Origin of the sequence: Curtobacterium sp. MCSS17_005 (genome assembly GCF_003234225.2) — a bacterium.
GTDB lineage: Bacteria > Actinomycetota > Actinomycetes > Actinomycetales > Microbacteriaceae > Curtobacterium > Curtobacterium flaccumfaciens.
The window spans coordinates 387,401-401,045 of sequence record NZ_CP126258.1 but is presented as its reverse complement, the minus strand read 5'-3'; the positions used below and the strand labels follow the sequence as shown (position 1 = coordinate 401,045).

The 13,645-nt window shown below is 67.0% G+C and carries 14 protein-coding genes and 1 pseudogene; 3 read left to right on the top strand and 12 right to left on the bottom strand.

Annotation, left to right across the window (positions count from 1 at the left end; genetic code table 11):
• Positions 1 to 20: 20 nt before the first annotated feature.
• The 3 genes from DEJ20_RS02020 to DEJ20_RS02010 form a co-directional block, all read right to left on the bottom strand.
• A complete protein-coding gene (locus DEJ20_RS02020) occupies positions 21 to 1,244 on the bottom strand; it encodes a cation:proton antiporter domain-containing protein (protein ID WP_181431478.1) in 1,224 nt (407 codons plus the stop codon).
• A gap of 302 nt (positions 1,245 to 1,546) precedes the next feature.
• Positions 1,547 to 1,951, bottom strand: coding sequence for a four-helix bundle copper-binding protein (locus DEJ20_RS02015; protein ID WP_111225225.1), 405 nt, complete (start codon positions 1,949 to 1,951; stop codon positions 1,547 to 1,549).
• Between the two features lie 42 nt (positions 1,952 to 1,993).
• Positions 1,994 to 2,377 (bottom strand): DUF1622 domain-containing protein, encoded by a 384-nt coding sequence (locus DEJ20_RS02010; protein WP_111225224.1) that lies wholly within the window; start codon positions 2,375 to 2,377, stop codon positions 1,994 to 1,996.
• A gap of 56 nt (positions 2,378 to 2,433) precedes the next feature.
• On the opposite strand from DEJ20_RS02010, the gene DEJ20_RS02005 reads away from it, so the two are divergent.
• Complete coding sequence (locus DEJ20_RS02005) at positions 2,434 to 2,976, top strand: DUF421 domain-containing protein (protein WP_111225223.1); 543 nt, start codon at positions 2,434 to 2,436, stop codon at positions 2,974 to 2,976.
• Here the strand turns inward: DEJ20_RS02005 and DEJ20_RS02000 are convergent.
• From DEJ20_RS02000 to DEJ20_RS01990, 3 genes are all read right to left on the bottom strand, one after another.
• Positions 2,925 to 4,112: a Brp/Blh family beta-carotene 15,15'-dioxygenase gene (locus tag DEJ20_RS02000; protein WP_111225222.1), complete on the bottom strand. Its 1,188-nt coding sequence runs from the start codon at positions 4,110 to 4,112 to the stop codon at positions 2,925 to 2,927. The genes DEJ20_RS02005 and DEJ20_RS02000 overlap by 52 nt on opposite strands.
• Positions 4,109 to 5,281, bottom strand: coding sequence for a lycopene cyclase family protein (locus DEJ20_RS01995; RefSeq protein WP_181431477.1), 1,173 nt, complete (start codon positions 5,279 to 5,281; stop codon positions 4,109 to 4,111). The genes DEJ20_RS02000 and DEJ20_RS01995 overlap by 4 nt, the downstream gene beginning before the upstream one ends.
• A 131-nt stretch (positions 5,282 to 5,412) precedes the next feature.
• Positions 5,413 to 6,321: a bacteriorhodopsin gene (locus DEJ20_RS01990; RefSeq protein ID WP_181431476.1), complete on the bottom strand. Its 909-nt coding sequence runs from the start codon at positions 6,319 to 6,321 to the stop codon at positions 5,413 to 5,415.
• Positions 6,322 to 6,550: 229 nt separating this feature from the next.
• Here DEJ20_RS01990 and DEJ20_RS01985 point away from each other — a divergent pair, with 229 nt between their 5' ends.
• On the top strand, positions 6,551 to 6,754 hold the full coding sequence (locus DEJ20_RS01985) for a hypothetical protein (RefSeq protein WP_181431475.1): 204 nt from the start codon (positions 6,551 to 6,553) through the stop codon (positions 6,752 to 6,754).
• Complete coding sequence (locus DEJ20_RS01980) at positions 6,739 to 7,293, top strand: DUF421 domain-containing protein (protein ID WP_258377107.1); 555 nt, start codon at positions 6,739 to 6,741, stop codon at positions 7,291 to 7,293. The genes DEJ20_RS01985 and DEJ20_RS01980 overlap by 16 nt, the downstream gene beginning before the upstream one ends.
• A gap of 42 nt (positions 7,294 to 7,335) precedes the next feature.
• Here the strand turns inward: DEJ20_RS01980 and DEJ20_RS01975 are convergent, their stop codons facing one another.
• The 6 genes and pseudogenes from DEJ20_RS01975 to DEJ20_RS01950 all read right to left on the bottom strand — a co-directional run bounded on the left by DEJ20_RS01975 (position 7,336) and on the right by DEJ20_RS01950 (position 13,637).
• Positions 7,336 to 7,614, bottom strand: coding sequence for a YrhK family protein (locus tag DEJ20_RS01975; protein ID WP_111225218.1), 279 nt, complete (start codon positions 7,612 to 7,614; stop codon positions 7,336 to 7,338).
• Positions 7,615 to 8,312: 698 nt separating this feature from the next.
• Positions 8,313 to 8,558, bottom strand: a pseudogene (locus tag DEJ20_RS01970) (integrase core domain-containing protein); the annotation flags it as partial.
• A gap of 546 nt (positions 8,559 to 9,104) precedes the next feature.
• Positions 9,105 to 9,818, bottom strand: a complete 714-nt coding sequence (locus tag DEJ20_RS01965; protein ID WP_284183366.1) for a hypothetical protein — start codon at positions 9,816 to 9,818, stop codon at positions 9,105 to 9,107.
• 141 nt (positions 9,819 to 9,959) lie between these two features.
• Entirely contained in the window at positions 9,960 to 11,801 is a 1,842-nt protein-coding gene (locus DEJ20_RS01960; protein WP_258375104.1) for a BCCT family transporter, read from the bottom strand.
• Positions 11,802 to 11,865: 64 nt separating this feature from the next.
• Positions 11,866 to 13,152 carry an ArsB/NhaD family transporter gene (locus tag DEJ20_RS01955; protein WP_220034971.1) on the bottom strand — a complete coding sequence of 429 codons (1,287 nt, stop codon included), beginning with the start codon at positions 13,150 to 13,152 and terminating at the stop codon, positions 11,866 to 11,868.
• Positions 13,149 to 13,637, bottom strand: a complete 489-nt coding sequence (locus DEJ20_RS01950) for a CBS domain-containing protein (protein ID WP_181431508.1) — start codon at positions 13,635 to 13,637, stop codon at positions 13,149 to 13,151. Before DEJ20_RS01950 ends, DEJ20_RS01955 begins: the two co-directional genes overlap by 4 nt.
• Between the last annotated feature and the right edge of the window lie 8 nt (positions 13,638 to 13,645).

Here is a 13,645-nt window from a genome sequence, read left to right as displayed (position 1 = left end):
GCTGCACCGCGCGCCGCAGATCAGGGCGACAGGCTCCGCCCCAGCCATCGGGCAAACACGGTCGACGTCAGACCGTGCACGACCACCGAGCACGTGATGGCGAAGAGGATGACGGGGACGACACGCTGGTCACCGGTGCGTTCCGCCGCGGTGGTCGCGTACAGGAGTGCCGAGACACCCACCGGACCGAACCAACTCATGAAGAGCGTCTCCCGGCGCCCGTGCAGCGGCGCGATCAACGGCCTCATCGCCCAGACAGCGATGAGCCGTCGCAGGAGCAGCGCCCCGAGGACGCCAGCCGCACCTGCCCATCCCAGACCGACCCAGGCGGCGAGCGGTGCGGCGACCCCGACCAGGACGAAGACGGGGAGGATGAGGAAACGGTTCACGACGTCGTCGATCAGCCCTTCCTGTTCCTCGTCCGCCTGCGGGATCACCTGGCCGAACACGGCCGCAGCGACGAAGACGGCGAGGACTCCGTCCGTACCGAGGACCCGAGCGGCGCCGAGGACGGTGATCGCGAAGGGGATCACGAACCCGAGGTAGGACGATGACTCCATCAAGCCGCGGTGCCGGGCACGCTTGTACAGCTGCCCGCCCAACCATCCGAGGACGGCACCGGCAAGGACGGCGCCGACCACTTCGTGCAGGAACGTCTCGACGAGGAACGAGCGCCACGCATCGTCCGTGGGCCGGGTCAGGAGCAGGACCGGCAGGAGCACGAACGGGTAGCCCAACCCGTCGTTGATCCCGCTCTCGGACGAGATGTTGAACCGGACCCGATCCGGGATGTTCTGCTTCGCCAGCGAGCCGGTGACGACCGGCGTCGTCACGATGGGGTCGGTCGGCGTCATGATCGCCCCGACCAGGAGTGCGAACAGCAGCCCGGACCCGAGCGAGAGCCAGAGGATCCCGGCCGACACGGCGAACATGACGAGCATCCCCACGCCGATGGCGCTCGCAACCCACCTGATGTTGCGACGCCAGTAGCCGTGCGGCAAGCGGAGCGCCACCCCGGCCAGACCGACGGTGAGGGTCAAACGAGCGCTCTCACGCAGGAGCACGTTCGGATCGACCCCGAAGTCGTCGAGATCGATCAGGTGCAGTGCGAACGGCCCGGCGACCACCCCGGCGACGAGCGCGACGAGGGGTGCGGGAACGCTGAACCGCTGCAGCAGGAGCGAGACCGCCGACACAGCGACGACGATCCCGGCGAAGACCGCGAGCACGACGTCGAGTTGCACAGGACTCCGATCCGTCGAGCATGAGCATGGGTGGCCGTGACGATTGATCCTGCCTATCTGACGGCTGTTCCGTGCGCTGTCAGACCGAGGGCGGATCGCGCCCAACCGTAGCCTCACCACCCCGCCACCTCACGGCGCCGACTTCGGCCGGCCGGGAGCAGGTAACCGGAGAAGCCTGCCGCAGGCGCGACTTCCGGGTGGCGTTGCTGGCCGTTCATACCGACGCGACACGTTCGCCCAACCATCTGTAGGCATCTCAATCACCGATCTCCTACAGGACGAGCGCAGGGAGTAGAAGTGCGTTAGAGCACTGCGAGTAGTGCGTCGCAGGCCTCGCGGCACCGTTGGCACACCTCTGCGCAGATTTTGCAGTGCTCGTGCATCTCTGCGTGTCGTCCGCATTCGTCGCTGCACGTCGAGCATGCGGTTCGGCAGGCCTCGACGACGGCACGGGTCAGGTTCACGTCGTACCCGGTGTGCCGGGAGAGGATGGTTCCGTTGGCCGCGCAGATGTCGGCGCAGTCCAAGTTCGTGCGGATACAGGTGGTGAGATCCGCGACAGAGTCTTCGGAGAGGCATGCGTCGGCACAGGCCGTGCAGGTCTGCACGCAAGCGAAGCATGCGTCAATGCAGGCCACGAGGGCCGCCTGGTCGATGCTGCCGAGGTCCTTGGGGTAGGTGCGGAGCATGTCGGTAGTGCTACTCATGGTCAGGTTCGTCGGTGAGCTGGTGATGGAGGTTTCGCTCGCTCAGCTGCCTGCACTTTCCGCACCGGAATCACCCGCGTCGTGTGCGCCGGGGTCCTTCTGCCATGGCCAGCGTCCTGTGATCTCGAGTTCGAGTGAGAAGCTGAGGAAGGTGCGGATGAGCACGATCCCGGCGAGTACTGCGATGCTCGTCAGAGTCGGCGTGACCGCGACGGTCCGGATGATGTCGGCTGCGACGAGGAGTTCCAGACCGAGCAGGATCGACCGGCCGAGGAAGCGGCGGTACGGCCGGTAGACCGGCCCGGTCTTCCGCAGGCCGCGGACGGCTGCCCACAGCGAGGCGGCGACGACGCCGATGACGACTGCCGCGACGCCGGCTCCGTCGATGACGGTCCCGGCAAGTTCGACCCATTCCTGGAAGTCCACGCCCTGGACGGTAGCCACGCTGGCAAGGACGGCTGTCCAGGCTCTGGAGGATCACGATGTGGGAACGGCTCGGTGTGGATGCGCCTGGTGTGGTGGCTGTGGTGGTCGCCGCGATTGGTGTGTACGTGGTGTTCCTGCTGTTGATCCGGGTGTTCGGACAGCGACCGCTGGCCCGGCTCTCGACCGCGGACCTGGTGGTCGTGCTCGCCCTCGGGTCCATCACCGGACGAGTGGTGCTTGGCATGTCGGTGACGCTGACGGCCGGTGCCGTCGCCCTGGTCACTCTGTTCCTGCTTCGTTGGGCGGCGGAACGTCTGGGGCGGACACGGTGGGGGCGGGTGCTCGTCCGGGACCGGCCGGTGGTGTTGATGGCCGGTCCGACCGTACTGATGGATGCGCTCCGCCGCGCGCGCATCTCGGAACCAGAGCTCGCCGAAGCATTGCGTACCGCGGGTGTGCGCGACGAGGGTGAGGTCGCGTGCGTCGTCCTCGAGTCGACCGGGGCGATCAGTGTGGTGCGGAAGGGGAGACCGCTGTCGCGGAGGATCTACCGGGGACTGGATGGGTCGGAGCGTATCCCGGAGGAACTCTTCGGCTGATCGGCCGTCCGATCAGCAGTCGCCCGGGGAGTCGCTGTCGAGGGTTGCGTCAGGTGGTTCCGCCAGAGGTGCTGCCGGTTGTCCATCCAGGACACGATGACCACGTGTGGCACCGTCAACACGGAGATCAGCACCAGGTACACCCCGAGCGGTGCCTCCTCCCCGCGGGTTCCGCTGATCCAGCCGAGGCCGGTGAGGAGGAGGAGCGCGATGGCGGTGATCGGCCATGCGTCGCGCGCGAAGCGTGCGAAGGGGCGCCCCACCCGGCCGCCCTCGAGGTCGGCAACGGACGCCGGGTCGAGCAGTTCCAGACGGATGATGTGTCGGAGCGCGTGCCAGAAGCAGAAGTACAGACCGATCGCGAGAACTGCGGGCACGACCGCGAAGTACGCCACGAGGAACAGCGTTGCTGCCGCCTCACGGAGCACAGCTCCTCGCGGCAGCGACCCAGATCCGGCCGAGCGGAGGCTCATGCCCAGTGCCACAGCGATCATGACCACGAGCGCGACGCCGACCACGGCGCGTACCTCGGCGGTGAACACCGGCGCGACCTCGTCAGACGTGACGTTCCGAACCACACCGGCAGTGCTCTGGAGGACGCTCCGGAACGCATCGGGTTGTGCGATCAGGGGAACGAGCATGGGAATCCCGCCGCGCACCATGACGGCCGCGGCAGCGCAGCGTCGACTGAGGACACGACCGCCGACGGCTCGGATGACCCAGAGATCCCCCTGGCCCCAGTGGAACCAGGTCAGGAGGATGAAGAAGGCGAACGCCGCAAGGGGCCACTGCCACCACAAGGCGGCCGTGGCACCACCGAGGAGGAGGTAGACGACGACGACCAGCGCGATCGAACGGGATGCTGTGCGGGTACCGCCCAGTCGAGCGGGTACGAGGTGGTCGATCGCTCCGTGAGGGAGCCCGAAGAGCACCAGGCTCACCGCGAACGGGATGAGTTGCACAACGTACGGCACACCGACGCCGGCGATTCGTAGGCACACGCAGATCACCAGGACACCGCCGAGGATGATCGTCGCGGGCAACAGGATCCTGTGGCGGATGATGTTCCGGAGCGGTTGCGCGAGCTCGACGACCGTACTGGATCGGGAGGCGCTGACGCCGGTTGCTGTGCTCATCGTCGGTACGGTTCCGCCGGTGACGGGTTGTGGTTCGCGCGTCGGTGGGCGATGAAGTGGAGGAACGCCATCAGGAAGGGACGTTTCGGGAGCGCCAGGACCAGGCGGACCTCGTCCAACCAGCTCGACCTTTCCGTCAGGAAGCGCACGAGGGTCGCCGGAGGCGTTCGGGCGAACATGCGCTGGAACACCGTGGGCGCCAGGTCTGGCCGGGTCTGCAGGAAGCGGAGGAACACGGCGTCGAGGATCCGCGTGCGGAGCGCGTCCCCGACCGCGGGAGCGGCGGTGCGCGCTCCGCCGGAGCCGAGTGTCGACGCGGCGCGGTGGATCCGGAGGAATGCGTAGCCGGTGCTCGGCCGCACAGCTCGGCCTCGCGCGCCGACGGCGTCCGTCGCCTGTTCCGACGGTGACGGTGTGCGCATCGGGATGACGCCGCGCTCCGTGCCCACGGTCTCGTAGTCGTCGGATGTGAGTCCGTACCGTCGGTGCAGGTAGTCCGCCACACCGTCCTGCAGCACCGTTTCCTCGACGATGTCGGCCGTGAGGTAGGTGTCCTCGATCAGGGCCTCCGTCGGACTGGTGGGCAGCACGTAGACGAAGTGGATGCCGCGTGTCTGGTCGACGTCGAAGTCCATCAGCGTCGCCGTGGAGGGGTCGAACACCGGCCGATTCGACCGGACCCGTATCCCGAGGAAACGCTGTCCGAACACCGGTTCCGCGCCGGTGGTCTGCGGGGCAGGTCTCGGGCCGCGGGCGTCGATGACGCGCCGGGCAAGCAGCGTTCCGACGTCCGTGAGCACCGCCGTCACCGGTCCTCGAGGTTCGGTGGCGATCACCGACCTGCGGAGCTGCAGGCGGACGAGCGAGTGTGCCGACAACCGATGGAGTGCCTCCCGGTAGTAGTCGGCCGCGCGGATCGACACGTACGGCGTCGGGTCGGCCGTGACGGTCGTGGTGCCGTCGGCGGTGCGGACCGCCCACGTGTCCCAGTGACTGGTGATGCAGGCGTCGAAGGGGGTCGGCTCGACCTGCCAGAAGGACCATGTGTGATCGTCTGCGTACTCTTCCCGGCCGTCGACGAGCACGATCGGTCCGATCTCGTCGCGCTCGGCGAGGGCCAGCGCCGTTGCGAGTCCTGAGCAGCCGGCGCCGAGGATCACGCAGTCCACCACACTGCCGTCGGCAGCCGGATCGTCCTCTGCTGGGCTGGGCGCTGCGTTGAGCGGTGCTGTCAGCGCCGAGGGAACACGGACGGGCCCTGCCACACCGGTTCGTGCGACAGGGCCCGTTGCGTGGCTAGTCACGGAGTCGGGCGCGAGTGGGTGGCGTGCGCTGCAGTACGGTCGGACGCCTCGAGCGGCGGCAGGACGGCGTCGGAGGCCTTCACTGAGGACCACCACACCGATTCGGGGTGGGTGTCTTCGTGGTCGCGCACGTCGGCTGCGGTCCGGAGCTTGGCGACCTTGTGGATCAGCACACCGAAGCCGACCTTCGCGACGATGTCCGCCGCCGACAGGAGCACCTGCATCCACGTCGTCACCGCACCACCGTGCCCCCAGCCCTGCAGGCCGAACACGATCGGGTAGACGAAGAACGTCACCAGCAGGAGGATGCACGCCGACGAGTACGACCGGACGGCTTCGGGGTCGGTGAACTGCCTGCGGGCTCCGACCATCACGTAGACGATCACCAGGTACAGCACGACCATGAACACGCCAGAGATGACGCCCCAAAGCCAGAGCGCGCCGATCGACTCGCCGTCGTCCACCACGACGCCGCCGATGTAGCCGGTCGCGATCATCAGGAAGGCTGCGGCGACGCCGATGGACCGGATCCGGCGTGCGGCGGCACCAACGAGCATGGAGACGCCGATGAGCTCGATCATGAGCATCGGCACGGTGACCGACCAGTCCATGTACCGCGGCGCCCAACTGAGCAGTGCGTCACTGTTCGGCACCCAGCTGTCACCCTTCGGGTCGTAGCCGAGGTCGAACTTGAGCATGAGCAGGACGTAGGACAGGAACGCGACCGCGGTGATGCCCATGCTCGCGTACACCGACGTCCGGTACCGCGGGGACACCTCGTTGCGTGAGGTCCACGACTTGATGAAGTACGCCAGCAGCGCCAGCCCGGCAACTGCGAGCGCGTAGAAGATGATCGAATGCTCGGCCGAGGTGAGCGTCGCTTTCCACGGAGAAACGGTGTCCATGCTGGACCTTCCGGTCGACGGTGCAGGAGAGCGAACCGGCGGAACGCACCCAGGCACGGCCCGTGCCCGCTCACACGGTGCCCTCGTGTCGATGCGAGCCATCACGAGACCGCGGAGTTTGGACAGGCGGTCGAGATCGACGCGCCCGCGGAAGAGGTCTTCCTGGGGCGCAGCGTGTCCTGCCACACACCAGCATGCGAACGGAACCGCCGTGTACGTACGGTGATGGATGCCCCGCACCGTGTTCTTCGACGTCAACGGGACCCTGTCCGACACCGCGCCGCTGGCGGCCATCCTCACCTCGATCGGTGTCAGTGCGACTCCGGTCAAATGGCTCGCGGCTGCCCTCCGCGACGGCTTCGCTTTGCGCCGCACCACCGGCCGGGCCAGCGTTCCGGGATGCCTTCCCCGGGCTCGATGGCACAGTTGCTGAGGAGGGTGCCGTCCTGCACCGGAACGGAGTCAGCGATGTGGTTTCAAACCTGGTCCGACCTCGGACGGGTGCTGCTCGTCGGGGCGGCCGCCTACGTGTTCGTCGTCGTGTTGGTCCGGGTGTCTGGGAAGAGGACGTTGAGTCAGCTCAATGCGTTCGACTTCATCGTCACGGTTGCGCTCGGCTCTACGTTGGCGACGATCCTGCTCAGCAGGGACGTGTCGTGGGCCGAGGGGGCCGTCGCGCTCACATTGCTGGCGGCGCTGCAGCTGGTCTTGGCCTGGGCCTCGTCCCGGTTGCCGGCGTTCCGAGCTGTCGTGACCGCTCGCCCAGCAGTCGTGCTGTGGCACGGTGAGCTGCAACCGGAAGCCCTCCGTGCCAACCGAATTGCTCCCTCCGAGGTTCGACAAGCTGTTCGCAGTGCCGGTATTGGTGACATGACCGCTGCCGCGGCGGTGGTCCTCGAGACCAACGGCACGCTCAGTGTGATCACCGAAGACTCCCTCGGGGACGCATCGGCCCTCAGTGACTTCTCTTGAGCGTGGGGGTGAACGATGCGGGCGCATCGTCGCCGTCCCGCTTCAGAAATCGCGCGCGGTCTCGCGTCCGTCGCGTCCCCCGACCTTCCCGAGGTGGATCCGGCGCGTCAGCCTGATGACGGGTCGGATCAGCAACTGCACGCTGCCTGCGAGGAAGAGCCAGGTACCCGCCACCGTCGTGCTCTCCGAGAAGAACAGCACGCTGCCGACGATGAACCACAGTGCGACCATGATGTCGTTGACGATGCTGAGCGTCTCGTACCGGCCACGGATGACGAGTTCCTCGCGCCCGATGCTGAGGGTCAGGTCGTTCCTGCTCATGCACTGAAGGCAATCACCTTCGTCGTGCTGGATCGACCAGTTTCGCAGGACGCGCCCTGCACGACGCCCTCAACCACATCGAGCCGACATCCAGCGCGGGTCCCCGGCCATAGCCGTCAGCATCTCCATCCCGTAGGACGTCGCCGCGATGTCGGAACTGAAACCGTAACTCCGCGGCCAACGGATCAGATGGAAACAGGCTTTCGAAAGCGGAGCGTCAGATGGTCACGAGCTGACAGCTCGCCGTCCAAGCTGTCGCGAGCCCGCGTCTGCTTCAGGTGCCCAGACGCTGGCTTATTTCGCCCGTTGTTCTACCGGCTAGCGAGCCGCGGGTGGGTCATTAGCGGCGTGAAGCTCCGCCGACTCACGCTCGATGCGAGCACGACTCTCCGGGGAGAACGATCGAAGGGGTGTCGAGTAGACGACGCGCGCCTCGGCCTCGCCGCACTGCAACAGCTCGGCCAGTTGCGCAAGCGCATCGTGCGCTGGAGCCTGAGTGACTACCTCAACCAGACGTGGCATATCCCTGCTCGCTTGAACCAGCGCGTCAAGCGTAGCCAAACGCTGGGCACGAGAATCTTCGTCAGTCATCCAGCAACGGTACCGACGCCACAGTCCGCGTCTTGATGGCCGATCGTCTACACGGTCTTCGCCTGGCCCTCCGTTGGGACTGCTGCAGGTTTCGTTGACTCATCCGTTCAGACCGCGAGAGCGACTGTTGGGTTGATGGTCGTCTCGTACTCAATCGGGGTCAACTTTCCGAGGCCCCGTTGGCGTCGTTTCCGGTAATAGGTTGCCTCGATCCAGGTGATGATCGCGAGCCGGAGCTCTTGCCCGGTCGCCCACCGTCTCCGGTTCGGGACGTTCTTCTGCAGGAGCGCGAAGAACGATTCCATTGCAGCGTTGTCGGCGCACGCACCGACGCCACCCATCGATCCGAGGAGCCACCAGTGGCTGTTTTGGGGGTCCCTCGCACTCTCCCTCGCGCTCGCGTTCGTGGTCACCACTCCGGTGAACCGGTGGATGATCAGTCGCGGACTTGGCCACGCCGTCGTCCACGGCCACCATTGATTGCGGCAGGAAACGCCGCCGGGAATCATCAGCTCGGCGGTGCCTCCTGCCCTCCGGCGTGAGAGGGTGACGGTCTCGAACTCGAGGAGTTCCCGAACGGTGACCAAGGTGCCAGTGCCGACGATGACGTGGCCGGTGACGCAGAGGGCGCTGGTGGCGGTGAACAGCGCGTCGATCAGCGGCGCCCGGGTGCCGGCGGCTTTTGCGGCGGGGGTGAGACGAGCAGGGTGCTGGCGAGGACTGCGGCGGCGATCGCTGCCGCGATCAGTCCGCCGGGGCGAGCGAGCGCGTTGCCGGGTGCGCGACTCATCGGTGCGTTCTGAGGTGACGGGCAGCCACATGCCAGCGATCGTAGCGGCGCTGGCCGATGCGACGATGCCGGGGCTGAATCATCATCGGACGCGGATGGGTGCGGCGAGTTACCGGTCCGGGTCATCAAAGCGGACGTAGACCACGGTGCGTCCGTCGGCGGTACCGCTGAAGACGCCGACCGGGCCAGCGATCATCCCGGTGCGCTCCGTCGCGCCAGCGCTCTCTAGGGCGGCTGCGGCCCGATCAGTGACCGCGGCCGAGGTCCCACCGTCGAGCGTCGGCGCTGCCGCTCCTGCGGGCAGCTGCACCAGGGCGGAGATCCAGCTGCCATCGCGGGATGCTGTGGAGCGCAGCCGCTGCGTGCCGTCGGGAAACTGCACTCCGGTTCGGACGGTGACGGTGGTGAGCGGCGTGTTCGTGCACAACCCGATCTGTGCGCACTCTCCGAGCGGTCCGGGCGTCGTGGCCGTGACGGTGATCCACCACCCGCCGCCGATGAGGACTGCGAACAGCAGCACGACCAGCAGCAGCAGCGAGAGCAGTTGCCGACCGATCGGTACTTGCCGGAACCGGGCACCGGGACCGAGTGGGCCCTGCCGACGGAAAGAGGGCTGCACGCGCTCCGCTTCGAAAGCAGGCTCTGCCACCGCCGCTGCAGTTGTTGCTGTGGCAGCTGGTGGGGCCTCGCCCTCGGGGTAGGCGATGAGTGAGTCCCCGGCGGTGAAATCACCGCTCAGTACCGCTCGGGCGCGCGCTTCCATCACCGTCTGCGCAGCAATGTCGACGCTCTTGCCGGCTTGGACGACACGGAATGTACGCATCCGTCGAGTGTGGCCGGTGAGATGCGGCTCTACCCGCTGTCGTTGCTGGATCGATACGAACCCGGCACTGCCTGATCCGGTGGACGAAGAGGCACCCCGCATCAGATGCGGCGTGCCTCCTCGTCGACGGTCCCGGTGGGGTCAGTCGCTGGTGGGGTCGTCGTCGCGGGCGACGGCGACGTCGAGTCGTGGGTCGAGTGCGGGATCCGGTGACACCTGTTCGGTGTGCGCCGCCGGGTCAGGCTCGAGCGCGACGTCGGTGCTCCCAGCCGCGGTGCGGTGGCTGCTGAGTCGGTGTTTGAGGGCATACCAGGGCTTCCCGAGGCCGGTGCCGACGCCGCGATCGGCGGGCCCGTCGACTTCGAGGCCGTAGTACTCACCGACCCGCTCGAGCAGCAGTGCCCGTTCGGCACGGTCGTAGGCGCGGCGTTCTCGGGTGAAGGCGATCACCGTGGACCAACAGGTCAGCAGCAGCACAAGGCTGAACGGCAGCGCCGTGGTGATCGCTGCGGTCTTCAACGCGTTGAGGCCACCGGTGAGCAGCAGCGCCACGGCCAGGAGCGCGGAGACGCCGGCGAAGAACACGCGGAGCCAGTTCTTTGGCTCGATATCACCGCCGGAGGCGATCATCGCCATCACCAGCGACCCGGAGTCGGACGAGGTAACGAAGAAGACCCCGATGAGCAGGATCGCGCCGAAGGTCAGCACGGTCCCTGCCGGCAGGTCACTGAGGAGAGTGAAGAGCGAGCCTTCGACGTCGACGGTTCCGTCCGCGCCGATCAGTCCGCCGCCACCACCGATCTGCCGGTGGATTGCGGCGCCGCCGAGGACGGCGAACCACAGCATGGTGAGGGCGGTCGGGACCAGGAGCACACCGAACACGAACTGGCGGACGGTGCGGCCCTTGGAGATGCGGGCGATGAAGATGCCGACGAATGGCGCCCAGGACATCCACCAGCCCCAGTAGAACGTCGTCCACGCGGCCTGCCACGCTTCACCGGCGGCGCCCTGCTGGGCGCTGACGGTGAAGGAGAGCCCGACGAGGTTCTGCAGGTACGCGCCGATCGATTGGACGAAGTCGCGGAGGAGGTACTGCGTGGGACCGACGACGAGGATGAACAGCAGCAACGCCGCGGCGAGGATCAGGTTGAAGTTCGACAGGATCTTCATGCCCTTCGTCACACCGGTGACGAGCGACACGATGGTGAGCGCGGTGATGACGGCGATGATCGCGATCTGGCTGACCGTGCTGCTGTCTGCGATGCCGGCGCTCTCCAGTCCCGCGCCGATCTGGATGACGCCGAGGCCGAGGGACGTGGCGACACCGAACAGGGTGCCGATGAGGGCGATGACGTCGATGGTGTTGCCCCAGCCACCCTCGACACGCTTGCCGAGGAGAGGCTCCAGCGCCCACCGGATGGAGACGGGGCGGCCGCGGCGGTGGATTGCGTAGGCGAGTGCGAGTCCGAGGACGACGTAGATCGCCCAGGCGTGCAGGCCCCAGTGCAGGAAGGTCTGGGTCATCGCCTGCTGCGCGAGGGACGCCTCGTTGCCGGTGACGCCCGGACGAGGATCGGCAAAGTGGCTAAGCGGTTCGGAGACGCCGTAGAACACCAGGCCGATGCCCATGCCTGCGGCGAAGAGGAGCGCGAACCAGGAGCCGGTGGAGAACTCGGGTTCGTCTTGGTCCTTGCCGAGCTTGATGTCGCCGAACTTGCTGAAGCCGACGAAGATCGAGAAGGCGACGAAGAACGCGGCGATGAGCACGTAGTACCAGCTGAAGTTGCTGACGATGCCGCTCTGCAGGGCGTTGAACGCTGATTCGGCGGATCCGGGTGCGATCAGGGTCCAGACGACGAAGCCGAGCACGATGACCGCTGCGGGCCAGAACACCCAGGTTTTCAGCCGTGGTGTGGTGGTGACGGGGACGCCGAGGGGTTCGCCGTCCGCGGTGCGCGGGGTGGTGGTGTCGGGTGTAGCCATTCATCCATGGTGCCCGGGAGCGCTACAGCGTGACCAATCCGGGTCAGGCGTCACATGCTTGCGGTTAGGCGTAGTAGCGGAGCCACAGGTAGGGGAAGCAGAGCCCGACGGTGACGACGGTCACGACGATGCCGTACTTCGTGAACTCCCAGAACGACACCGCGTGCCCGTTGCGCTTGGCGATGCCGGTCATGACGACGTTGGCGCTCGCACCGACCGCGGTGAGGTTCCCACCGAGGTCGGCGCCGAGTGCGAGGGCCCACCAGAGTGGCTGCGCGTCGGTGCCGCCGGATTGGACGATGTCGGAGGTCAGCGGTGCCATCGTCGCCACGAACGGGATGTTGTCGACAATGCCGGAAAACAGTGCCGACCCGAACAGCAGAACGCCGCTCGCTGCGAAGTAGTGGTCACCGACCGCACCCTTCGCCGCCTGCCCGATCGCCTCGATCACCCCCAGGTTCACCAGCGACCCGACCATGACGAAGAGCCCGGCGAAGAACAACAGGGTCTCCCACTCGACATCGCCGAAGACACGCTTCGGTTCCAGTCGTGCCAGCAGGACCAGCAGTCCCGCTCCGAGCAGCGCCACGATGGCCGGTTCGAGCCCGGTGAAGGTCGACGTCACGAAGCCCGCGAGGACCAGACCCACCACGACGAGCGACTTGACGAGCAAGCGAGGATCGCGGATGGCCTCGCGCTCGTCGAGCGCCAACACCCGTTCCGCGCGCTCCGCGTCGTACGTGAACGTCGATCGGAAGAGCAGCCGGCAGAGACCAATGAGGACTGCGATGAGGACCACGATGATCGGTGCGAGCTCGACGATGAAGTCGTTGAACCCGAGACCGCCGCGACTGGCGATGATGAGGTTCGGCGGATCCCCGATAAGGGTGGCGGTTCCGCCGATGTTCGACGCGAAGACCTCGGCGAGCAGGTAGGGGACCGGCGACTTCCCAAGGCGCTGTGCGACGAGGAGCGACACGGGCGCGATGAGCAAGATCGTCGTGACGTTGTCGAGGAACGCCGAGAGCACCGCGGTGATGACGACCAGCATCACCATGATCCGGAAGGGTCTGCCCTTCGCGAGCTTCGCCGCCCAGATCGCCAGGTATTCGAACACCCCGGTCTGACGCAGGATCCCGACGATGATCATCATGCCGAGGAGGAGGAAGACGACGTTCCAGTCGATTCCGGTTTCCTCCGAGAAGAAGGCCGCCGCGTCGTCGGTGGCGCCGATGAGCACCATCAGCGCCGCACCGCCGAGTGCGACGAGCACTCGGGGCAGTTTCTCGGTGGCGATGAAGACGTACGCGACGACGAAGACCGCGATCGCGAGGACGATCTGGACGCTCACGCGGTCGCACCGTCCGAGCCGTTCGAGTTCCAGTGCGCGACGATCGCGTCGAGCAGGCCCGGCAGGGTGACGAAGACCGGCTCCGTCGCGTCGGCGACCTCGACGAGTGCCACCTGGGTTCGCGCATCGACCATGCGGGCCGCGATCTCGACCGGTCCGGCAACGTCGGGGACGACGAGCACGGACCGGACGGTGATCTCGGCGTCGTTGACCAGGTCGCCGATGGTGCGGTGCTTGATCCCAAGCCGGAGGTCCTCGAGGCCGACGTCGCCGACGGTGTTGGTCAGCGAGAGGTCGTCGAGCAGGTACCCGGGCAGCAGGTACCGGACGACGTCGACACTCGACACGACCGAGGAGGGATGTCCGTCGGTCTCGGCGACGACGAGTCCGACGAGGTCGCGCTCCGCGATGAGTCGGATCGCGTCGAGTGCCGGCGTCGACCGGCTGACGATCGTCAGGGGTGTCGCGATGTCTCGTGCGTGCACGGTGGGTC

Excerpts from the sequence above, each read along its gene's own strand:
- DEJ20_RS02000 (WP_111225222.1), bottom strand. The coding sequence starts at position 4,112 with ATGAGCACAGCAACCGGCGTCAGCGCCTCCCGATCCAGTACGGTCGTC.
- DEJ20_RS01965 (WP_284183366.1), bottom strand. The coding sequence starts at position 9,818 with ATGCGTACATTCCGTGTCGTCCAAGCCGGCAAGAGCGTCGACATTGCT.
- DEJ20_RS01985 (WP_181431475.1), top strand. The coding sequence starts at position 6,551 with ATGCCCCGCACCGTGTTCTTCGACGTCAACGGGACCCTGTCCGACACC.
- DEJ20_RS02015 (WP_111225225.1), bottom strand. The coding sequence starts at position 1,951 with ATGAGTAGCACTACCGACATGCTCCGCACCTACCCCAAGGACCTCGGC.
- DEJ20_RS01980 (WP_258377107.1), top strand. The coding sequence starts at position 6,739 with ATGGCACAGTTGCTGAGGAGGGTGCCGTCCTGCACCGGAACGGAGTCA.
- DEJ20_RS02005 (WP_111225223.1), top strand. The coding sequence starts at position 2,434 with ATGTGGGAACGGCTCGGTGTGGATGCGCCTGGTGTGGTGGCTGTGGTG.
- DEJ20_RS01990 (WP_181431476.1), bottom strand. The coding sequence starts at position 6,321 with ATGGACACCGTTTCTCCGTGGAAAGCGACGCTCACCTCGGCCGAGCAT.
- DEJ20_RS01975 (WP_111225218.1), bottom strand. The coding sequence starts at position 7,614 with ATGAGCAGGAACGACCTGACCCTCAGCATCGGGCGCGAGGAACTCGTC.
- DEJ20_RS01960 (WP_258375104.1), bottom strand. The coding sequence starts at position 11,801 with ATGGCTACACCCGACACCACCACCCCGCGCACCGCGGACGGCGAACCC.